The 22,449-nt window shown below is 52.0% G+C and carries 16 protein-coding genes; 11 read left to right on the top strand and 5 right to left on the bottom strand.

Features of this window, described 5'->3' with window-relative positions; genetic code table 11:
* Positions 1-51 precede the first annotated feature (51 nt).
* Genes EOE65_RS01290 through EOE65_RS01265 form a run of 6 tightly spaced genes read left to right on the top strand, consistent with a single transcriptional unit; the run spans position 52 to position 7,744 of the window.
* Positions 52-1,659, top strand: coding sequence for a carboxyl transferase domain-containing protein (locus EOE65_RS01290; protein WP_127692483.1), 1,608 nt, complete (start codon positions 52-54; stop codon positions 1,657-1,659).
* 11 nt (positions 1,660-1,670) lie between these two features.
* Positions 1,671-2,468 (top strand): enoyl-CoA hydratase/isomerase family protein, encoded by a 798-nt coding sequence (locus tag EOE65_RS01285; protein WP_127692482.1) that lies wholly within the window; start codon positions 1,671-1,673, stop codon positions 2,466-2,468.
* Positions 2,469-2,474: 6 nt separating this feature from the next.
* A complete protein-coding gene (locus tag EOE65_RS01280) occupies positions 2,475-4,460 on the top strand; it encodes an acetyl-CoA carboxylase biotin carboxylase subunit (protein WP_127692481.1) in 1,986 nt (661 codons plus the stop codon).
* Between the two features lie 2 nt (positions 4,461-4,462).
* Entirely contained in the window at positions 4,463-5,368 is a 906-nt protein-coding gene (locus EOE65_RS01275) for a hydroxymethylglutaryl-CoA lyase (protein WP_127692480.1), read from the top strand.
* Positions 5,369-5,424: 56 nt separating this feature from the next.
* Complete coding sequence (locus EOE65_RS01270; protein ID WP_127692479.1) at positions 5,425-6,000, top strand: peroxidase-related enzyme; 576 nt, start codon at positions 5,425-5,427, stop codon at positions 5,998-6,000.
* A 52-nt stretch (positions 6,001-6,052) separates the two neighbouring features.
* Entirely contained in the window at positions 6,053-7,744 is a 1,692-nt protein-coding gene (locus EOE65_RS01265; protein ID WP_127692478.1) for an AMP-binding protein, read from the top strand.
* A gap of 66 nt (positions 7,745-7,810) precedes the next feature.
* Here the strand turns inward: EOE65_RS01265 and EOE65_RS01260 are convergent, their stop codons facing one another.
* On the bottom strand, positions 7,811-8,452 hold the full coding sequence (locus EOE65_RS01260; protein WP_127692477.1) for a hypothetical protein: 642 nt from the start codon (positions 8,450-8,452) through the stop codon (positions 7,811-7,813).
* A gap of 96 nt (positions 8,453-8,548) precedes the next feature.
* On the opposite strand from EOE65_RS01260, the gene nhaD reads away from it, so the two are divergent.
* From nhaD to EOE65_RS01240, 4 genes are all read left to right on the top strand, one after another.
* Positions 8,549-9,787: a sodium:proton antiporter NhaD gene (gene nhaD, locus EOE65_RS01255; RefSeq protein ID WP_127692476.1), complete on the top strand. Its 1,239-nt coding sequence runs from the start codon at positions 8,549-8,551 to the stop codon at positions 9,785-9,787.
* A 712-nt stretch (positions 9,788-10,499) separates the two neighbouring features.
* Positions 10,500-13,970, top strand: a complete 3,471-nt coding sequence (locus EOE65_RS01250) for an indolepyruvate ferredoxin oxidoreductase family protein (RefSeq protein WP_206052584.1) — start codon at positions 10,500-10,502, stop codon at positions 13,968-13,970.
* Between the two features lie 32 nt (positions 13,971-14,002).
* Positions 14,003-15,055, top strand: a complete 1,053-nt coding sequence (locus tag EOE65_RS01245) for a Leu/Phe/Val dehydrogenase (RefSeq protein ID WP_127692474.1) — start codon at positions 14,003-14,005, stop codon at positions 15,053-15,055.
* Between the two features lie 249 nt (positions 15,056-15,304).
* On the top strand, positions 15,305-16,651 hold the full coding sequence (locus EOE65_RS01240; protein ID WP_127693131.1) for a sodium-dependent transporter: 1,347 nt from the start codon (positions 15,305-15,307) through the stop codon (positions 16,649-16,651).
* A 43-nt stretch (positions 16,652-16,694) separates the two neighbouring features.
* Here the strand turns inward: EOE65_RS01240 and EOE65_RS01235 are convergent, their stop codons facing one another.
* The gene (locus tag EOE65_RS01235; protein ID WP_127692473.1) at positions 16,695-17,069 is read right to left on the bottom strand and encodes a nuclear transport factor 2 family protein; all 375 of its coding nucleotides are present in this window, start codon (positions 17,067-17,069) and stop codon (positions 16,695-16,697) included.
* A 105-nt stretch (positions 17,070-17,174) separates the two neighbouring features.
* Between EOE65_RS01235 and EOE65_RS01230 the strand changes: the two genes are divergently transcribed.
* Positions 17,175-18,059 carry a LysR family transcriptional regulator gene (locus tag EOE65_RS01230; RefSeq protein ID WP_127692472.1) on the top strand — a complete coding sequence of 295 codons (885 nt, stop codon included), beginning with the start codon at positions 17,175-17,177 and terminating at the stop codon, positions 18,057-18,059.
* A gap of 40 nt (positions 18,060-18,099) precedes the next feature.
* Here the strand turns inward: EOE65_RS01230 and EOE65_RS18285 are convergent, their stop codons facing one another.
* From EOE65_RS18285 to EOE65_RS01215, 3 genes are all read right to left on the bottom strand, one after another.
* Positions 18,100-19,908: a methyl-accepting chemotaxis protein gene (locus EOE65_RS18285; RefSeq protein WP_276317491.1), complete on the bottom strand. Its 1,809-nt coding sequence runs from the start codon at positions 19,906-19,908 to the stop codon at positions 18,100-18,102.
* A gap of 48 nt (positions 19,909-19,956) precedes the next feature.
* Complete coding sequence (locus EOE65_RS01220; protein WP_127692471.1) at positions 19,957-21,426, bottom strand: SEL1-like repeat protein; 1,470 nt, start codon at positions 21,424-21,426, stop codon at positions 19,957-19,959.
* Between the two features lie 236 nt (positions 21,427-21,662).
* Positions 21,663-22,412, bottom strand: coding sequence for a matrixin family metalloprotease (locus EOE65_RS01215; RefSeq protein WP_127692470.1), 750 nt, complete (start codon positions 22,410-22,412; stop codon positions 21,663-21,665).
* Positions 22,413-22,449 lie beyond the last annotated feature (37 nt).

The raw sequence follows: 22,449 nt of genomic DNA, 5'->3' as shown, positions 1-22,449 counted from the left end.
GATACAGGTCTGACGGGTGCCCATCACCCCTCAGACCAGAGAGGAAAGGCTATGTCAGTAATCCAGAGCAAAGTGAACACACGCGCCGAAGACTACCTCGCTCGCCAAGAGTTGATGGAGCAAGCAGTAAAAGATCTGCGCGAAAAAGTCGGCGTTATTGAACAAGGCGGTGGCCCTTCATATCAAGAGCGCCACACCTCACGCGGCAAACTTCTCCCTCGTGACCGCATCAATACGTTGATCGACCCAGGCTCAGCATTTTTGGAGCTGTCGCAGATGGCAGCATATAAAGTCTACGAAGACGTTATTCCAGCTGCCGGTATTATCACCGGTATCGGCCGCGTGTCCGGCCAAGAGTGCATGATCATCGCGAATGATGCGACGGTAAAAGGCGGCACCTACTACCCGCTTACGGTTAAAAAGCACCTGCGTGCGCAAGAGATCGCTGAGCAAAACCACCTGCCATGTATCTACTTGGTGGACTCTGGCGGTGCCAACTTGCCACAGCAAGATGACGTTTTCCCAGATCGCGACCATTTCGGGCGCATCTTCTTTAACCAAGCGCGCATGTCATCGAAAGGTATTCCTCAGATCGCCGTTGTTATGGGCCTCTGTACAGCAGGTGGCGCCTATGTTCCAGCGATGGCTGATGAGTCAATCATCGTTCGTAACCAAGGCACTATCTTCTTGGCAGGCCCACCGCTGGTGAAAGCCGCAACCGGTGAAGTGGTATCCGCAGAGGACCTAGGGGGTGCCGATGTGCACTGTAAGGTCTCTGGTGTTGCTGACCATTACGCAGAGAACGATCAACACGCGCTGCAAATTGCGCGTACGGTTGTATCCAACCTAAACCGCAAAAAGCCACTTGATCTGGATGTCAAAGCACCGCAAGCGCCGCGATATCCAGCAGACGAGCTATACGGCATCGTGGGTACGGACTTGAAAAAGCCATTTGATGTTCGCGAAGTGATTGCGCGTATCGTTGATGACTCTCAGTTCGATGAGTTCAAAAAGAACTACGGCACAACACTGGTTACCGGCTTTGCGCATATCTACGGTTACCCGGTTGGCATCATTGCCAACAATGGCATCCTATTTAGCGAGTCTGCTCAAAAAGGCGCGCACTTTATCGAGTTATGCTGCCAACGCAAAATTCCATTACTGTTCCTGCAAAACATTACCGGTTTCATGGTAGGCCAGAAGTACGAATCTGAGGGGATAGCCAAGCACGGTGCCAAACTGGTGACAGCGGTTGCTTGTGCTGAAGTTCCAAAGCTTACCGTTCTGATTGGCGGCTCCTTTGGTGCGGGTAACTACGGCATGTGTGGCCGTGCTTACAGCCCTAACTTCTTGTGGATGTGGCCCAATGCGCGAATCTCAGTAATGGGCGGCGAGCAAGCAGCAGGCGTAATGGCAACGGTAACTCGGGACGGTAAAGAGCGTCGCGGCGAGAGCTGGAGCGAAGCAGAGGAAGCGGAGTTCAAACAGCCGATCATCGATACCTACGAGCATCAGGGCCACCCTTACTACGCATCGGCTCGCCTCTGGGATGATGGTGTTATTGATCCAGCCCAGACACGTGAAGTGATCGGTATGGGCTTATCAGCTGCACTGAACAAACCTGTTGGCGAAACACGCTTCGGCGTCTTCCGTATGTAAGGAGCACGAAAATGACTGATACAACTCGTGTTCTGTTAGAGGTCGATGATCAGGGGATTGCGCAGCTAACCCTGAATCGCCCTGAGGTACACAACGCCTTTGATGATGATGTTATCAACCAGTTGATCTCATGCTTAAAAGAGGTGTCTGACAGTACCACAGTGCGTGCCTTGATCTTACGCTCTAACGGCAAGAACTTCTCCGCAGGCGCCGACCTTGCTTGGATGAAGCGGATGGCACAAAACTCCCATCAAGAGAACCTCGAAGACGCAGGGCGCCTTGCTGAGCTGATGGAGCGTTTAAATAGCTTAAACAAACCAACCATTGGTCTTGTTCAAGGCGCCGCTTATGGCGGAGCGGTTGGGCTTGCTGCCTGCTGCGATATTGTGATCGCCTCAGCGGAGGCTCAATTCTGCTTGAGCGAGGTAAAAATTGGCCTAATTCCAGCGGTAATCAGCCCCTATGTCGTACGCGCGATAGGTGAGCGTCAATCACGCCGCTATTTCCTGACCGCAGAGCCTTTCTCTGCGGAGCAAGCATGTGACTTCGGTTTGGTACATGAGGTCGTGGCAACATCCGAACTGCTAAGCGATGCAGCAGCGCGCTTCACCAAGCAGCTGCGAAAAAACAGCCCGCAAGGGATGCACGCAGCCAAGGAGTTGATCTTTGCCGTCAGTAGCAAGGTGATCGACCCAGCAGTGATCGATGACACAGCCCAGCGTATTGCGGATATCCGCGTCAGTGCTGAAGGCCAAGAGGGCTTAAGCGCCTTTCTTGAGAAACGCAAACCGAACTGGATTCAGGAGTAAGTCACCATGTTCAGCAAGATTCTAATTGCAAACCGTGGCGAGATCGCTTGCCGCGTGATTCAAACAGCACATCGTATGGGTATTCGTTGTGTTGCCGTCTACTCCGAAGCCGATCGTAATGCCCGCCATGTGGCGATGGCTGACGAAGCCTTTCTTTTAGGCCCAGCACCGAGCAGCGAGAGCTACCTGCGCGCAGACCGTATTATCGAAATCTGCAAAGAGTCCGGTGCACAAGCCGTGCATCCAGGTTACGGCTTCTTATCAGAGAACACTGAGTTCGCTGAAGCGTTAGCCGCTAACGGCATCACGTTTATCGGCCCACCAGCATCCGCAATCGCAGCCATGGGCTCAAAGTCTGCGGCTAAAGCGATCATGGAGAAAGCTAACGTACCTTTGGTACCGGGTTATCACGGTGATGATCAATCGCCTGAGCTGCTCAAAGCTGAAGCTGAAAAGTGTGGTTTCCCGCTATTGCTCAAAGCGATCGCCGGTGGCGGTGGTAAGGGTATGCGTGTTGTTAACGGCCTCGATGAGTTTGATGCAGCGCTATCAGCTGCTCAGCGCGAAGCACAAAACGCGTTTGGTAACCCAGACATGTTGATCGAGCGCTACCTGACGAAACCACGTCATGTGGAGATCCAAGTATTCTGCGACTCACAGGGTAACGGCGTTTATCTTGCAGAGCGTGACTGCTCGGTACAGCGCCGCCACCAGAAAGTGATCGAAGAAGCACCCGCACCTGGTCTTTCAGAAGAGACGCGTGTTGCGATGGGTGAAGCAGCCGTTGCTGCCGCAAAAGCGATCGACTACGTGGGCGCAGGTACCGTTGAGTTTCTATATGACGAAGATGGCTCTTTCTACTTCATGGAGATGAATACTCGTCTTCAAGTAGAACACCCTGTCACTGAAATGATCACCGGCCAAGACCTCGTTGAGTGGCAGTTACGCATCGCTGACGGTGAAGCTTTGCCACTGCAACAAGCGCAGATCAAGATCCGCGGCCATGCCTTGGAAGCGCGTATTTACGCTGAAGATCCAGACAACGACTTCCTGCCTGTTACAGGCAACTTGCGCTACCTTCGCACACCAGACGAGAACGCTCACGTGCGTGTCGATACCGGTGTTATTGAGGGTGATGAGGTTAGTGTGTACTACGACCCAATGATCGCCAAACTGATCGTCTGGGACGAAAACCGCGAGCAAGCGCTAAACCGCTTAGTGCATGCCCTTGAGTCTTACCGTATTGGCGGCATGACCACAAACATTCGCTTCCTGCGTCAAGTCGCGGATAGCCAACCCTTCCGTCAGGAGGAGCTGGATACGGGCTTTATCGATAAGCACAGTGACCTGCTGTTCAAGCGCGGCAACGCGGATATTCAGAGCCAGCTCGCACTAGCAACCTGCTTTGCACTGGAAAACGAGCGCTCTGATAACCTAGTGAAAGGCGATCCTTACTCTCCTTTCAACAAACAAAACAGCTGGCGTCTAAATGCAACATACGCGCGCCCAATAACATGGGTGGTTGGCGATGAGACTCACCAAGTGAGCATCATCGAAGAGAATGATTGCTACGAGATCACCGTGGATGATGCCACGTTTAAGGTCTCGGCAACACTCAACGACGATCATCTACATGCCGTTGTTAACGGACACCGTATCAGCGTGCACGGTTTCATGAACGACACCGAGCTAACCCTGTTCCGCGAAGGCGATCAGTTCAAAGCAATGCAGTTCCGCCCAACCTTCGACGATAATGAAGGCGCCGCTGGCGGCTCGTTAACGGCTCCAATGAACGGCGCTATTGTTGCCGTGCTGGTTGAAAAAGGCCAAGCGGTGAAAGAAGGCGACGCTCTCGTGATCATGGAAGCGATGAAGATGGAGCACAGCATCAGCGCACCACATGACGGTGTCGTTGAAGATATCTTCTTTGCCGAAGGTGAGCAGGTTGCCGAAGGGGCAGCGCTGGTTGCTGTTAGCAACGAGGAGGACTAATCATGGCCCTGCCAAGTTCAGTACGCATTGTGGAGGTCGGCCCGCGGGATGGTCTCCAGAACGAAGCAGGTCCAGTCATCGCTACCGATATCAAGGTCGCGTTGATCAACCGCTTAGCGGCAGCTGGGGTATCCCATATTGAAGCTGCGAGCTTCGTATCACCAAAGTGGGTACCACAGATGGGTGATGCAGCGGCGGTTATGGCCGGTATTACTCGTCATGACGGGGTCGCTTATGCGGCCCTGACACCAAACCTGCGCGGTGTCGAAGGTGCGATTGAAAGCGGCGCCGATGAAGTGGCAATCTTTACCGCGGCCTCCGAGTCATTCACACGCAAGAATATCAACTGCTCGATCGCTGAATCACTGGAGCGCTTTGTTCCAGTGGTTGAAGCGGCTAAGCGTAACAATATCCGTATCCGTGGCTATGTTTCTACTGTTTTGGGTTGCCCCTATGAGGGGGATATCGATCCATCACAAGTAGCGGCTGTCTCCCGCGAGCTGCTCGATATGGGCTGCTATGAGATTTCACTGGGCGATACGATCGGTGTGGGTACGCCCGTGCGCGCACGCAAAATGCTAGCGCGGGTGGCGAACGAAGTGCCAATCAATCAGTTGGCAGCGCACTTTCATGATACCTATGGCCAAGCACTGGCTAACTTGTATGCGGTTTTGCAGGATGGCATCAGTGTCATAGACTCATCCGTAGCGGGCTTAGGCGGCTGTCCATATGCAAGTGGCGCATCCGGCAATGTTGCTAGTGAGGATGTCGTGTATATGCTAGAGGGCCTCGGTATCAAAACGGGGATCGACCTAAAAGAGCTGGCGGCTACCGGCAACTGGATTACCCAGCAGCTTGGCCGCAACAACGGTTCCAAAGTTGGCTTAGCCTTAGGGTGCTCAAGCTAATTAGGTAAACAACAACGCTCTCGCTGAACCAATAAAAATAAACGAAGGACAGCATCATGAGTCAAAACAATATCACCGCTCTGGATCTTCCAATTCCTGAGCAAAGCGACCTTAGCGACGCGCACCAGCGCTATTTTGCCAAGTGCGAAGAAGCTCTGGGCATGATTCCAAATGTGCTCGCAGCCTACAGCCAAAATGAAGCACAACTTGAGGTGTTTTCACGCTTTTACAATGAGTTGATGTTTGGCGAGAGCGAGCTAACCACTCTCGAAAGAGAGATGATCGCAGTGGTCGTTTCTAGCCACAACCACTGCTACTACTGCCTCACTGCACATGGCGCAGCGGTGCGTGAATACTCAGGCGATCCCGTGCTTGGCGAATTGATGGTGATGAACTATCGCGCGGCTGACCTCAGTGAGCGTCATCGCGCCATGCTGGACTTTGCTGCAAAGCTGACCGAAACACCCGACCGCATCCTAGAGAGCGATCGTCAAGCATTACGAGATGCAGGGTTCAGTGACCGCGGGATCTGGGATATCGCCAATATTGCAGGTTTCTACAATATGACCAACCGTGTTGCAGCGGCGGTAGAGATGCAACCAAACCCGTCATATCACGGCAGTAATCGATAACACCTTCTAATAAGAAAGACCTGATAACGAAAAATATTACAGGGATTTGATCATGACAGCTAAATTGCCAAGTTACACCAGTGGAGTATCAGAGAAGCCGTTGATCGGCATGACCATCGGCGACAAGTTTGACGAAATCGCAGCAGCCTACCCAGACAATGATGCACTGATTGTGCGTCACCAAGGGTTGCGCTACAGCTATAAAGAACTACAAACCGCAGTTGATAAAGCTGCGCGTGCCTTCCTTGCCATTGGCGTACAGCCTGGCGACCGTGTGGGTATGTGGTCACCTAACTGTGCCCAATGGACAATTACACAGTTCGCCACGGCTAAAGTAGGCGCCATTTTGGTGAACATCAACCCAGCATACCGTTTACACGAGCTTGAGTACGCGCTTAACCAATCTGAGGCAAAATTCCTCGTTACAGCAGATACCTTCAAAAGCTCCAAGTATACGGAAATGTTGTTCGAGCTTGCGCCGGAGCTAAAAGCTTCAAATGAGGGTGCGCTCAAAGCAATGAAGCTGCCGCACTTAAAAGGCATCGTAAACCTAGCCCAAGAGAAGCACTCGGGCATGTGGCGCTGGGATGACTTCTTTGAGATGGGCGCTGAAGTATCCGCCGAAACGCTTCAAGAGATACAGTCCAAGCTGCAGTTTGATGATGCTATCAACATCCAGTACACGTCTGGCACCACAGGCTTCCCGAAAGGCGCGACGCTGTCACACCACAATATCCTGAACAACGGATACTTCGTTGGTGAAAGCATGAACCTAACTGACCAAGACCGCATGGTTATTCCCGTGCCGCTGTATCACTGCTTTGGTATGGTGATGGGAAATCTCGGTTGTATGACCCACGGCGCAACCATGATCTATCCAGATGAAGGCTTCGATCCAACAACCGTGCTGGAAGCGGTCTCGGAAGAGAAAGCAACAGCGCTGTACGGCGTGCCAACGATGTTTATCGCGGAGCTAGATCATCCAGATTTCGAGAAGTTCGATGTTAGCTCATTACGCACCGGCATTATGGCTGGATCGATCTGCCCTGCTGAGGTGATGAAAGCGGTTAATTCACGTCTACACATGGAAGAGGTGCAGATCGCTTATGGCATGACCGAGACCAGCCCGGTATCAACGCAAACCGCAGCGAACGATCCGTTCGATAAGCGTGTCACCACTGTAGGTCGCACCCAACCGCACCTAGAAACGAAAATTGTTGATGCAGCTACCGGCGCAGTTGTCCCACGCGGCGAGATTGGTGAGCTTTGTACCCGCGGCTACAGCGTGATGCTGAAGTACTGGAATAACGAAGAAGCCACAACCAAGTCGATCGACTCCGCTGGCTGGATGCACACAGGTGACCTAGCCACGATGGATGAAGAGGGCTACATCCAGATCGTTGGCCGTATCAAGGATATGGTGATCCGTGGTGGCGAAAACGTCTACCCGAAAGAGATCGAAGAGTTCCTATACACTCACCCATCGATCTCAGATGTTCAAGTCACGGGCGTGCCTGATAAGAAATATGGCGAAGAGCTGATCGCTTGGATTCGCCTGCACCCTGATGCAGAGAACGTATCTGAAGAGCAACTTCGCGAGTTCTGTAAGGGTAAGATTACCCACTTCAAGATCCCACGCTACTTCAAGTTTGTTGACGAGTTCCCAATGACGGTCACAGGCAAAATCCAGAAGTTCAAAATGCGCGAGATTTCGATCGCAGAGCTGGGCTTAGACGACGTTTAACCGAAGATAAGGGCCTCACGATGAGGCCCTTTTTCGTTGCAGCTAATACGTTATCGTGACAGGTGGTTAGAGATAATCCCGCAAGATGGGATTGGCTTGTAGCAGCGGAGCAATCAGCTTCTTATGTTCGTTGATCACACCCATATCATGTCGATGCTTTAAGCGCTGATCCACTTGGACATTCGCAGGCAGTTGCCAACGCTGGCCCGCTACATTTTTGAGTGCCTTAGCTAACGCAGGAGAAATTAACAATGTAAAACCCCGGTAGGTTTCCTCGCTGTTTATCCGGCTATTGAGGTAAGGATAATCGGGACTCACCAATTGAAAGCCACTACCGAACTCAGGAATCAGAAAGTGCTCACTGCGCCAAGCAGGTGTTGCGTAAAAATCCCAATACTGCTTCGGCACCACAACGTAAACAGCATTACTCCAGTAGGGCTGCGACGGGACATTGGAGAGGTACTCAACGTACCAGTCGCGGCTGTGGTAGTAGATACCGCTGAACAGGTTATTGGGTTCACGGCGCTCAACTCGGCCCTGCTCCCAAGCTTGCCAAAGGGGTTCAATTTGGGTGAGCAATGCAGTGTTGTTGTAGACAGGAAACATCACATGATCGATGCTCAACACCTGCTCAGATAGAGCACTACGCGGCCACAAGGCGGCGAAAAGTAATACAAGCGTGAGTAATTGGGGTGAGAGAGAACGCATAGTAAACCTCCATTTCAAGCGCTAAACGACTCGTGTACTTACCAAGTGACGATGTCCGATCTGTTATCTCGCGAAATAAAAATAAAGAGAAAAACCATGAACTATCTTATTTTAGGGCTGATCGGGTTAGCATTTGTGCTAATCGTGCTGGAAGATGTGATCCATCTTAATAAAGCAAAATCAACGCTATTTATCGGCACGCTGGTGTGGATACTAGCGTTTATCTTTCCTCAAGGACATATCCACGAGATCAAAGAGGGGCTGAACGAACAGCTACTCGAGATCGCTACATTGTGGCTCTTCTTGATGGCAGCGATGACCTATGTGGCTTATCTAAACCAAAAGGGGCTCATTACGCAGCTCGTCTATCGACTGCTACCCAATCAATTGAAGCTAAGCCAACTCATGATGCTCATTGCACTGCTAGCCCTTGGGTTTTCATCGTTGGCCGACAACATCACCGCATCGCTCATTATGCTGTCACTGCTCGCTTCACTAAATCTTGATAAGCGTACAACGCTCAAGTTCGCGACGCTGATTGTTTTTGCAGTCAACTCAGGCGGGGTATCACTGATCACGGGTGACGTAACAACCTTGATGATCTTTCTAGCCGATAAAGTCACCGTCACCAACCTGTTTATTCTGATTCCACCAGCCGCCTTTGGTGTTGTTATTTTGGTACTTTGCCTGATGCGCGGCTGCAGCGAAGAGGTCACTCTTCCCAAGTTCAAACGCCCGATTGCTCGCTCTGATCAACTGATCGCAGTGCTCTTTCTCGCCACCATTATTAGCACGTTAACTTTTAGTATTCTCTGGCAAGTACCACCGGTACTCACCTTCTTATTTGGCTTATCCGTCATGTTTATCGTGCATCGTTTGATCCACAAAGATGAAGCCAAGCCCAACATCCTCGAATATGTGCGTGATATCGAGTTTGATACGCTCTTGTTCTTCCTCGGTGTTTTGCTGCTGGTGGGTATGCTGCGTGAGCTCTCGGTATTGGAGCTGCTGCCACAACTGTACACAGTGATGCCAGCGTACATCGCCAATTTTATCGTTGGCATTCTCTCCGCACTTGTCGATAACGTACCGCTCACCGCGGCCATCTTGCAGTCGGGCGTAGAGATGACGCTATCTGACTGGCTCGGTCTAACCTATGCCGTCGGCGTGGGAGGATCAATCCTGATCATCGGCTCTGCTGCTGGTGTCATTGCGCTGAGCAAGCTCGAAGTGCTCTCGTTTATCAGCTACCTGCGTTTCATCCACTGGCTGCTTGTCGCCTACAGCGCGGGATACCTCGCCGTATTGGCGATTTCACACACAGTCTACGGCTAACGATCAGTACCGCGCGGGGCTGTACACCCCGCGCGGAATAAGCGAAGAAGAAAAATCTGATATTTTTACAAAAAAGTTATTGATAATTATTTTCATTACCAATAATATTAACTCGCTCGCAAGTCATACAAAGCTTTGCAGTTGCAAACACAGTATGTGCTTCACCTCATCAGTTGATGGGCCCTTCTCTTCAACTGATATTATGGTTCTTGTCATTATAGGGGTTGGCTCTGCCGACCCCTCTTTTTTTATGGCTATTTTCCAACCAGCCATCTCGCCAAAGAAGAATCTCCTGTTTCACGATTTCCAAACAGAACTTTCTAAATTCCAACAGTATCGTTTCACGGTTTCACTCGCTTGACGGCCCTAAAAAACTGCCCTATCTTCGCTTTCAGCTTCACAAGAGCAACAGACGAACCTGCCAAGATAAGCAGGATAAAAATAACAAATTTCCAGTACATGACTGCGATCCAGTCCTGTCGAGGAGTCTAGTCAATGACAACAGCATACCCTATCGCCGACACCGGCCTCGCATCCATTCTTCCAACGTCAGAACTGCAATCAAGCCGCATTACGCCGCGCTGATTTAGTCACTTACGTTTAATCACCTTTAATTACCCGCCAACACCGGCGGTAACGGATCAGTCTATTCTGCACCCGCGTTTGTAGTCGCGCGCAAGACCGGTCTGTTCAAGGTTTTGGGAGAATTCCGATGAAAGACGTTACCTTGAATGACAAGTGGGAACTCAACTCTGGCCGTGTTTACCTAAACGGCAGCCAAGCCCTCGCTCGTCTACCTATGCTGCAAAGCCAACTTGATAAAAAGATGGGCCACAATACCGCTGGATTTATCTCAGGCTATCGCGGCTCACCACTGGGTGGCTTCGACAAAACCCTATGGCAAGCGCGTAAATACCTAGAGCAGCACAATATCTATTTCCAGCCCGGCATTAACGAAGACCTTGGCGCCACCGCCGTATGGGGGTCTCAGCAGGTCAACGTATTTGAAGGGGCTAAGTATGATGGTGTCTTTGGTCTCTGGTACGGCAAAGGGCCCGGCGTTGATCGCACCGGCGATGTTTTAAAGCACGCCAACGCGTTCGGGACTTCGCCTTTGGGCGGCGTACTCGCGGTTGCTGGCGATGATCATGCCTGCAAGTCGTCTACCTTACCGCACCAGAGTGACTACGCCTTTATGGATGCGATGATGCCAGTGCTCTACCCCTCTGGCATTCAAGAGATGCTCGACTTTGGCCTCTATGGCTGGGCGATGTCGCGCTTTACCGGCTGTTGGGTGGGTTTCAAGACACTCGCTGAACTACTCGACTCCTCCATCTCTGCCGACCTTGATCTGGAGCGTATCCAGATCAACCTGCCAGAGCACTTTGAGCTACCCAGCGATGGCGTTAATGCACGCTGGCCAGATAAGCCGATGCAGCAAGAAGCCCGCCTGCATACCTATAAGCTTAAAGCAGCAGAGGCGTTTTGCCGCGCCAACGAGATCGATAAAGTTATCATCAAAAGTGATCAGCCCCGCCTAGGTATCGTTACCACAGGTAAATCCTACCTAGACGTCTTACAAGCACTCGAAGATCTGGGGATCAGCCATCAGCGTGCCAGCGAGCTTGGAATCACCCTTTACAAAGTGGGCATGGTCTGGCCGCTAGAGCCTGAGGGTATTCGTGAGTTTGCGAAAGGTGTTCCTGAACTGCTCTTGGTCGAAGAGAAACGCGGAGTGATCGAAGATCAGATCCGCAGTTACCTTTACACGTGGCAAGATGATATTCGCCCGCGCGTCGTCGGCAAGCTTGATGAGCACGGCCAAGAGCTGCTAACCACACTCGGTGAGCTGACACCCGCAATGATTGCCCGCGCCATTGCTGCGCGCATGGCACCCTTCTATACCAGCGATCAGGTTTCACAACGTCTGGACTTTCTGACTCAAAAAGAAGCAGAGCTAACCCAACCGCGGCAGCTCGTGGAACGCACGCCACATTTCTGCTCTGGATGCCCGCATAACACCTCAACCACGGTGCCCGAAGGCAGTAAAGCACTCGGCGGAATCGGCTGTCACTACATGGCAACATGGATGGACCGCGGCACCGAAACCTTCACCCAGATGGGTGGCGAAGGCACAACATGGATTGGCCAAGCGCCATTCACCACCAACAACCATGTTTTCCAAAACCTAGGCGACGGCACCTACTTCCACTCTGGTTTGCTGGCGATTCGTGCAGCGGTTGCCGCCGGTACAAACATCACTTACAAAATTCTTTACAACGACGCCGTTGCGATGACAGGCGGCCAACCGGTTGATGGTCAGCTGACTGTACAGCAAATTACCCACCAGCTGTTTGGTGAGGGCGTCCGCCGTATCGCTGTGGTCAGCGACGAGCCCAACAAGTACCCAAGCCGAGCCGAGTTTGCTGATGGCGTCACATTCCACCACCGAGATGATTTGGATGCCCTGCAGCGCGAGCTGCGTGATACCGCAGGTTGCACAGCTCTAATCTTTGACCAAACCTGCGCTGCCGAAAAACGTCGCCGTCGTAAGCGCGGCCAAATGCCCGATCCCGATAAACGTGTTGTTATCAACAGCGATATCTGTGAAGGCTGCGGCGACTGCGGTATCCAGTCCAACTGTCTATCCGTGTTACCAAAAGAGACTCCACAGGGCCGAAAACGGGAGATCGATCAATCAGCCTGTAACAAAGACTTCAGCTGCGTCCGCGGCTTCTGCCCAAGTTTTGTCACGGTAAAAGGGGCCAAGCTCAAAAAAGCCCCGGGGTTGAACCTTGCACCACCCGCAGCACAACTACCGGAACCCAACGTGGTGCAATGCGACACACCGTACAACATTTTGCTCACAGGCGTCGGTGGCACAGGGGTTGTGACTGTCAGTGCTTTGCTGGGTATGGCAGCGCATATCGAAGAGAAAGGGGTCGGTGTGTTAGACCAGATTGGTCTTGCACAGAAGTTTGGCGCAGTGATGAGCCATATTCGCATCGCCCCTTCGCAGGATCAGATCCATACCGTGCGTATCCCCGCCGGTGAGACAGACTTGTTAGTGGGCTTTGACCTCATGGTCGGCGCCAGCGAAGAGGCTCTAGGTAAGCTCGACCGCCAACGCAGCGCTGCGATTATCAACAACCACGAGACGATGCCAGCCGCGTTCACGCGTAACCCTGACCTGCATGTACCTAATGCAGAGATGCAAGCGGTGATCGAAGCCACCGCGCGCTCAGAGGGCAGCTTCTGCTTTGATGCAACCCAACTGGCGACCGATCTAATGGGTGACGGTATGGCAGTTAACCTATTTACCATTGGCTATGCATGGCAGAAAGGCTTGATACCTCTGCAGCGCACCTCAATTGAGGAAGCCATTCGTCTCAACGGAGCATCGGTTGAGGCAAACTTAAAAGCCTTCCTGTGGGGGCGTTGCTATGCGCATGATGCCGCGGCTGTAGAGACAATTCTCGACCCGCAAGCGAAACCGCAGCCCCTTCGCATCATGCCCTCACTTGATGAGGTTATCAGCCGCGAATCGGCGCATTTAATCGCCTACCAAAATAGCCAACTGGCTGAGCGATACCGCCAACGCGTCGAAGCACTGCGCAACCATGAAAAATCAACAACAAATCGCAGCCAGATTGCTCAGGCAGTGGCCGAAAACTATGCCCGCGTCCTCGCTTACAAAGATGAGTACGAGGTAGCGCGCTTGCTCACCTCGGACGCTTTTAAAGCACAGCTGGAAAGTCAATTTGAAGGCGACTTTGAACTTGAGTTCAACCTTGCACCACCGCTGCTGTCACGCAGCAAGCAGGGTCAGCGCCCCAAGAAGATAACCTTTAGTGAACGCATCCTGCCGCTCTTTAGAGTACTCGCCAAGTGCAAAAGTGTCCGCGGCACGCCACTGGATATCTTTGGCTGGGGAGCTGATCGCCGTTTAGAGCGCCGCTTTATCAAAGAGTATGAAGCAGACCTTGCGCTGATCACCGAGCACCTTAACTCAGAGAACCACGCTTTGGCTCTACAACTGGCGCAACTGCCAAGCCAAGTGCGCGGCTTTGGCCCGGTGAAAGAGCAGAACTACGAGCAAGCTCAACAGCTGCGGAGCACATTACGTGAACAACTAACGAGCCCTGAAACACCTGAGATGTCATTGGGTTCTCCGGCAGTTTAGCCCGTGAAATGAACAGATTATTGAGGTAATACATGTCTATCTTTAGCCATCCAGAGTTTGACCAACACGAGCAGGTCAACTTTTTTCACGACAAGGAAACGGGCCTAAAAGCCATTATCGCTGTCCATAACTCAAATCGTGGTCCAGCGCTTGGTGGATGCCGCATGTGGCAATACGGCAGCGATGCCGAAGCGCTCACCGATGTGCTGCGCCTATCGAAAGGGATGACCTACAAGTCAGCTCTAGCCAACCTTGACCTTGGCGGCGGTAAATCCGTCATCATCGGTAACCCTCGCGAGCACAAGAGTGAAGCCCTCCTAGAGATGATGGGCCGCGCACTGGAAAGCCTGAGTGGGCGCTATATTGCCGCTGAAGATTCAGGCACGAGCGTACCTGATCTGCAGGTGATGGCGCGCCATACCCACTATGTGGCGGGTATTACAGAGCGCACCGGAATTGACGGTTTACCTTGCAATGGCGACCCCTCCCCCGCGACAGCCTACGGTACATTTGTTGGCCTTAAAGCCGCGGTGGCACATAAGTTTGGCACGCAAGATTTAACGGGTTTACGCGTGGCTATCCAAGGTGTGGGCAACGTTGGCTTCCGACTGGCAAAACACCTGCACGAAGCAGGTGCCGAGCTCATCGTATCCGACATTTACCCCGCTTTTGTCGAGCGAGCGGTTAATGGCTTGGGAGCTACAGCCGTTGCTGCCGACGCGATTTTGGCGCAAGAGGTTGATGTGGTTGCCCCCTGTGCACTCGGCGCCACGATAAACGATCAGAGCTTAGCGCTCATGAAAGCCAAAGTGATTGCTGGCGCGGCAAACAACCAGCTTGAGCATGCAGCACACGATCAACAAGTACGCGATGCTGGCATCCTGTATGCGCCAGATTTCGCCATCAACGCCGGCGGTATCATCGATATCTTTTACGAGCGCACCGGCCATACGCCCGATAAGGTGCGCACTCACATCGAGACCATTGGTGACACTCTTGCAGAGATCTTTAAGCGCAGTGACGCATCTGGCGAAGGCACCGGCGTTATTGCCAACCGCTTGGCAGAGGAGCGCTTTATCCGATAGCGCTGGTTGCGCCAGCGGGCTATAACGGCGCGCTGAAATCACCACGTTACTTGCAATAGTTAGTAGACCCTTTGGCGTGAGGGATCACGCCGTTTTTTTGCCATGGACGCTCGAGGCAACGCCTGCCTCTGCTGGGCGAATCTATCTTGAAAACACGATAAAAATAAATACGTGGAGAGAGAAATAGTGACAACGCAAACTCATCAAGCATCCGGTGATGCGATCGCCGATGCACGTGCAGACAACCCAATGTGGTCCTCACGTTTAGCCTTTATTCTTGCCGCTAGCGGCTCAGCTGTTGGCTTAGGCAATATCTGGAAGTTTCCCTATATCACCGGTGAGAACGGTGGCGGTGCTTTTGTTATCGTTTACCTGCTCTGTATCGCCATGATCGGTATCCCGATTATGATTGCCGAGGTGATGATCGGCCGCCGCGGTGGTCGCAGCCCTATCAATACGATGCGTATTTTGGCCAGCAGAGATGGCTTGAGCAAGCGCTGGGGTTGGCTGGGCTGGATGGGGATTATCGCCTCATTTATGATCTTATCTTTCTACTCAGTGATCGGCGGCTGGGCGATCTCCTATGTGGGCCATGCCGCCTCCTCCACTTTTAGTGGCGCCGATACCGAAACGATCGGCGCCCTGTTCGGCGGCCTATTAGGCGACCCATCCACGCTATTGCTCTGGCACTCGATCTTTATGGTGGCAGTGATCATGATCGTCGCTCGCGGTATTCGCTCGGGGCTTGAGAAAGCCGTGAACGTTTTAATGCCGCTACTGTTCTTACTGCTGCTGGTGATGGTTGGCTACGCGTTGGCAAGCGGTGATTTTGCGCAAGGCTTCGCGTTCCTGTTCCAGCCAGACTTCAGCAAGCTATCAACTGAAGGAGTGCTGACAGCGCTTGGCCACGCCTTTTTCACGCTAAGCTTAGGTATGGGCGTGATGATGGCGTACGGATCATTTCTGCCTAAAAAGGTATCGGTTGTTAAAACCGCGGTGACGGTTTCTATTGTTGATACGGTTGTCGCACTGCTCGCAGGCCTTGCTATTTTCCCACTGGTGTTCGCAAATGGATTAGAACCTGGCGCGGGCCCCGGTCTTATCTTCCAAACTCTGCCACTCGCTTTCGGCCAAATGACAGGCGGCGTACTGTTCGGCACTCTGTTCTTTGGTTTACTGGTGGTGGCTGCGCTCACCTCAGCAATCTCGCTACTCGAGCCTGTGGTCGAGTGGCTTGAAGAACAAAAAGGTATTAGCCGCACAGTCGGGGCACTTATCGGTGGGCTATCGATTTGGGTACTCGGCATCGCAACGGTGTTGTCTTTTAACGAGTGGGCAGACTTCCACCCTCTAGCCTTTATTCCCGTCTTCGAGGGCAAGACTGTTTTCGACCTACTCGATTACTTTACCGCTAACCTGATGATGCCGCTTGGCGGAATGCTGATAGCAATCTTCGCGGGCTGGTTTATGAACAAACAAGCCGTTGAGAACGAGCTAGATATAGGTAATGGCGCGCTGTTCAAAAGCTTTATGTTTGTACTGCGCTTTGTGACACCGGCCGGTGTGGCCGTCGTATTTGTCTACAATCTGCTTTAAAAGCACAAGGGCCGCTCAGCGGCCCTTTTTATAACGGCCTGTATTAGCGCTCACCAAGGACCTCAAACAGGTCGCTCTTTAAGCGTGCTTTGCCGTCTTCATCAACAACCCAATGTTCTGAATGAACCACACCAAACGCTTTGTTCATCTTCCACTTAGCCGATAACAGATAACCACCTTCATCAACCTTTGTCCAAGTCACATCGGTGTAAGCAACCTCTTTGAAGCCTTGATCAATAATATTCTGCCAAAACGCTTGTATCGCTTCACGCCCTTCAAACACCCCAAATGGACGTGCTTCCATAACCGTATTTTCTAGGTACTGAGCTGCACACCCTGCGGCGTCTTGCTCATTAAACGCAGCGCGCCACGCATCAATTCCCGCTTTACATAGCATAAGTTCAGTATCTTGCTGCATTGTTCTTCCTCGTTGGTTAACTGACAGAATCCATACTAGGAGGATCATTGACATCAAAAAACAGACATATAAAAATTCATTGTTTAATTTTTACGGACAATAGTTATGAACCGTTCCCGACAAATGTCCATTTTTACTCATATCGTTGAGCAAGGCTCTATCTCCGCGGCCGCTGATCATCTCGAGCTGTCTAAGTCTGTTGTCAGCCAACACCTAAAGACGTTGGAATCAGAACTCGGCGCCACTCTTCTTATCAGAACAACACGCAGGCAGCACTTAACAGATGTAGGCCAGCTGTTCTATCAACGCTGCCGCGAGATGAATGAGGTCATCGATTCCGCTTGGGATTTAGTCAGAAGTTATCAAGTAGAGCCGCAGGGGCGCGTCACCATTACCGCTCCCGATGCGTTGATGAATGCGTTAGTCGCCCCCGCAATAGCGGCGGCGATGTCTCGCTACCCAAAGCTGCGCGCCGAGCTGATCAGCTCCGATGAGCAGCTATCACTCAGTGCAGACACCATCGATCTCGCGATTCGGGTAGGCTCATCTGCTGCAAGCACCCTCAAGCAGCGCCGCATCGGTAGTTTTCGAGATCAGCTATGTGCTACCCCAGCGCTAGCAGCCGCGGGAATAAGTGAGAACACGCTCTATATTGCGAACCGTTGGCAAGGCGATAACATCGAACACCATTTGCAGCCCCAAGAGCAAAATGCAGCAGCGATCAACTTTAAGCCTCGTAACCTATGCCGCGTCAACTCACTCAATACCGCCGTAGCGATGATCAGTTCAGGAGGTAGTATCGGTTTGGTACCGGATTTTTTAGTACGCCAGCTAAACACGCTTGTACCGCTCTTCCCAGACCATCAACTGATCGAGAATCCGGTCTATGCACTGCACCCTTACAATAACCAAGTGCCTCGTTCTGTTGCAGCATGTCTAGCCGCGATTGAGGACTCATTGGAAGATACTTTTTCGCGCAGCGGTGGGTGATTAAATCACGAGTTACGAAAAACGAGCGACTTAAAATAAGCTACTTAAAAAAGCGCAGTACTTGGCGTAACTGAAGATTTGTAGAGGTGATCTTGGCGATGCGCGGGTCCGCTGCAGCCGAGGTAACAACCGGCTCTTCGACCACAGGCGATATATCAAGGCGAGCAAGTGAATCAACCACCTCCTGTATAGCCACGTGTGAATGCTCAGCGCAAAACAGACTATCTTGAAGCGCATGATCGCTTTCGCTTAGTGCAGTTCTGATCTGGCGTGCAGCTTGAGCAGCATCGTTAGCCAGTTCACGAACTTCCCTTGCCACAATACGGAACCCCGCACCACGCTCACCCGCCCGCTCAGCCTCGATCGACGCGTTAAGCGCCAACAGGTTGGTTTGAAATGCGATACCATCAACGACCTCTGACAGCCGCTGAATATCAGTATTAGAGGTCACTACGCCCTGCAATCGTAAAGCAAAACTATCGACTACTTCAGCGGCATGCACTGAGCTTGTACGTGCATCTAATAACGGGTTGATCGCATCATCCGAAGCCTTAGGAGCCGCCACGCTGGTATTATCCATTTCAAGGGGTTTAGCGGCGGCCTGCGCAATCTGATGATTTAATTGATAGAGCGATCGGACTGTTTGAATCAGGTGCTTGATCGCAATATTAGTTTGGTAGTTTAACTCACCAAAACGGCCGGGAGCGTGCTTACTCAGGCGCCCTTTCAAAGGTTTTAACTGCCCTTCGCTAATCGATTTGGAGACCTCTTCTAACTGCAAGAAGTAGGTATCTAACAGCCCCATAAGATGGTTCGCTTTATCGTTAACGCCGCCTTTGGGCAACCGCTGGCTAAAGTCTCCGTTAATCGCAGCCTCGAGTAACGTTTCGAGCGCACTTTCTTCTGCATCACCCACTGAGTCAAACTGCTGCACAAGTAACCACCCGCAGTCAGGCAACGAATGCACGTAAAAGCGGCCGACACGATCAATCACAACGTGTTGCTCTGCTAGCTGGCTCGGCTCAAAGCGCGTGGGTAGGTCATCATTTTGATAGTGTACAGCATCGCTCATACACTCCACATTGCCCTCGCGATCCAGCAGAATCAGAGGTAGGCTGATCGCTGGAACAACCTGCTTGAGTGCTGCAGTTAGACTCGGCTTTCGCAGAGTTTCTGGCTGTTTAGGTAAAGATGCGGGTGGATCGATAGCCGTATTTCGATAGCTAGATAAGCCAGTAAGGACAGGAGCGGGCTCATAAGCACTCACTGCACGTCGGGATCGGTACCATCCGATAAGCAGGGCAACTGCAGCACATACAATTCCCGCCGCCACTAGCAGCTGCGCAATACGCCATCGCTTGGTCTGTTCCATTAGCTTTGGCTGGAACGCCGCTTTGGACCATGCCCGCAGCGACAATATCTCGCTTACGAGCTGACTCTCTGTGAGAGCTAACGAGAACCAGTCCTGCTCTGCAGCAGCCAAGCGGCGCTGCGCTATGACTTTATTGTAGTAGCGGCTAAGCAGTGCTAAAGCACTATGTGTTGGAGCAGAGCCCTGTGGATGGCTCAATCGCAACAGAACCGTTCTGGCATAAAGGAGTGCATCCGCGGCTTGGTCGAGCGCGGGGTCATCCAATGATGTTTTCGCTGGCGCGTTTAGGGCCGCTGCCGAAATAGCCTCCAGAGCGGTTGTCACCGCATCAACATCAAGGTCGATCTGGTGGCTCTCGCTAAAGAGTGTATCTAGCTTGTGCGATTGGATATAAAGATTGACCACCGCAGCGATACATAGCAGCAGCGCAAAAATAATCAGCCAGCGCGGTTTAAATGCAGATTGCAAGCTCGCCATTAGACGACTCGAGTAACTTTATCAAACACAGTGGATGCGAGGATGGAATCAATAGCGCTGGCTAATCTCATAACTTGTGCGCAGATTCCCATAAGTTCGAATCCAGTAACCAGCGTCCTGTACCCCTTGAGGTAGCGTTTTTGCCATCTTTTTACTTGTACGGTTGTTCGGATAATCGCCATACAACAAAACATAGCGATAACGGCCATCTTGGCGTGCGTTAATAAAGAACGCCTTATCACCAAGATCGTATTTATCGATATATTCGATAACACCCTCAACGGTGCTCGCTTGGACTAGCTGAATCGCATAGCGCATTTTTGGCTGTGCATCGACCCACGCCTTATCTCGGAAGAAGCGCTCTGCATTGAGAGAGGTCGCCACTTTCTTCACTGCGGCTTTAGCAGGCTCGTTAGCTACCCGCGGCTTTACGGGTTCAGGTTTTGCTACGTCGGGCTGTGCCGCAGTTTGCACGGACTCGCGTGTTTGCTCAGCTGCGACCTCAGCTTCAGCGGCATCGACCAGTTGCTGCTCAAGATCTTCACTGATGGTTACGACAGGCTTTACGGCCACCGCTTCAACCGCTGCCGCCGGCGCTGCGACCGCAATACTCGTCTCTGGAACGTCTGGTGCAGGTGCAACGTCAGGTTCGTCTGCGACAACAGTTTTAACGCTACTCGCGGTGGACTCTGCAACCTCAACATCCTGCACAGGAGCGGTGGATGGTTTCGATAAAGCAGGGAAAACTGACAGGATCTTCTCTAGCACATTGCCTGTGCGCTGTGTCTGTTGCGGAGAAACCGCAACCGCAGGTGCTGCATCAGCGACCTCTGGCTCCTGAGCCGAAGAGGCCACTGGAGCAACAGCATCCTCAATGGTTGCAGGTTCGATTACGACCACGTCAGAACGACTATCGTTTTGTCGTACTCGGATTCTTGTTAGCAGGTCGCGGCTTTTATCAAAGCCCGCTGCAACACCAACCTCTAGTAACTCAGTTGCTTTAGCGTAATCTTGATTAACGCCAATTCCGTAGTAATACAGCTCTGCAAGGCGATGGTTAGCATAAAGATTGCCAGCCGCCGCAGAGCGCTTAAAAAGTACCGAACTACGCACGGGGTCAGAGTCCACGAGCAAAATGCCCAGCGCAAGCTCAGCATCATGATTGCCGTTGATGGCCGCTTGGTTTAGCCAAGACATACCTAATTGCACATCACGCTGAACACCTCGGCCCTCAAGCAGCATAAGAGCAGTGTTTAGCTGAGCCGTCGAATTGCGCTGCATCGCGCCGTTGCAAAACCAGCGATACGCTTGCTGCATATCTTGCTCAACACCTGCACCATTGAGGTAGTTTTCACCCAAGCTATTGCTAGCAAGACCACCTACCGAGGCGTTCACATCCTTCGACCCGTTAGCATGGCACGATAACGTCGTTCCCGCTTGCGGTGATGCTGAGAGGTACCCCGCTCCGGCGAGTAACGCTCCGACTACAACGAAAGTTAGTTTGAGAGTTGACTGCACTACGCTTAATCCATTTTATCGAATGCACGGATAATCATTGGCTCATCCTACCCTTTGTATGTGAACTTCGCTACTGCTTAACGCACGAACGTAATCGAGAAAGTAACTTAAATTCATAGATATAGGACAGGATTACTGTATGCAGATCAGCATAGCAGGGAAAGCGCAAACACCCCAAGATCAGGTGCGGATATCCCCCTGAGACAAAAAGAATCTCAGAGGGATGCTGATAGCCGTTAAGCGCGCTTACGTTTGCGGCCAACAAATAGGAGACCTAGGGCGAACGCCGACAGCGTTCCATTGATGGAGACAACCGCAGACTGAGGTGCTCCATAAAGATATTGCATACCTGCAATGTCATCAGGCTGTGGTCCATAAAAAGCTTCGCTGTAGTATGCCCCCATCAGCGAGTTCGGCACCTCTGTATGCGCTAACCCGAGCGCATGGCCAAGCTCATGCGTGAACACCTGAAATAGGCTAAATCCGGGCGCTACCAGTTCTAAGCTCCATAGGTCACCGGCATCAAAGTGGATATCCCCTGCCGCACCGCCGCCATTACGTGGCGGATAGTAGCCAAAGGCTAGCGTGCCGGCATTGCCATCAATATCTTTACCTGCGATGCGCAAATCAGCACTACCGTAGTGGCCGAACGGCTCGCCAGAGTCCTCTACCTGTACGAAAGTCAGGTCAGCTACGCTCGACCAAATATCGAAACCCGCCTCGATCACTGCTTCAAAACCCTCAGGCATGAAGGTCTCGAGTCCATGGCACGTTTGTCCGCCGCAATCGGAGCCATCTTTAGTAAAGCTCCACGTGATCGTAGCCCCTGTACCCAACTCTGGGTCTCCCCACTTACCTGGCGTTGTCGGACCTAATACGTAAGCGGAGGTGCTGGTAGAAAGCAGCAATGCGCCCACCGCCAAGCCGGTACCAATAGCGTGACGGGATTTTTTGTACGAGGCTGTTAAAAATTTCGAAACATACATAAGCTCAATCCATATCCTTCTGATAAGCGATAGCAAC

This window comes from Neptunomonas marina, from assembly GCF_004005935.1.
Lineage (GTDB): Bacteria > Pseudomonadota > Gammaproteobacteria > Pseudomonadales > Balneatricaceae > Neptunomonas > Neptunomonas marina.
The sequence above is the reverse complement of the archived record's forward strand: the minus strand, read 5'-3'. Positions and strand labels throughout refer to the sequence as shown.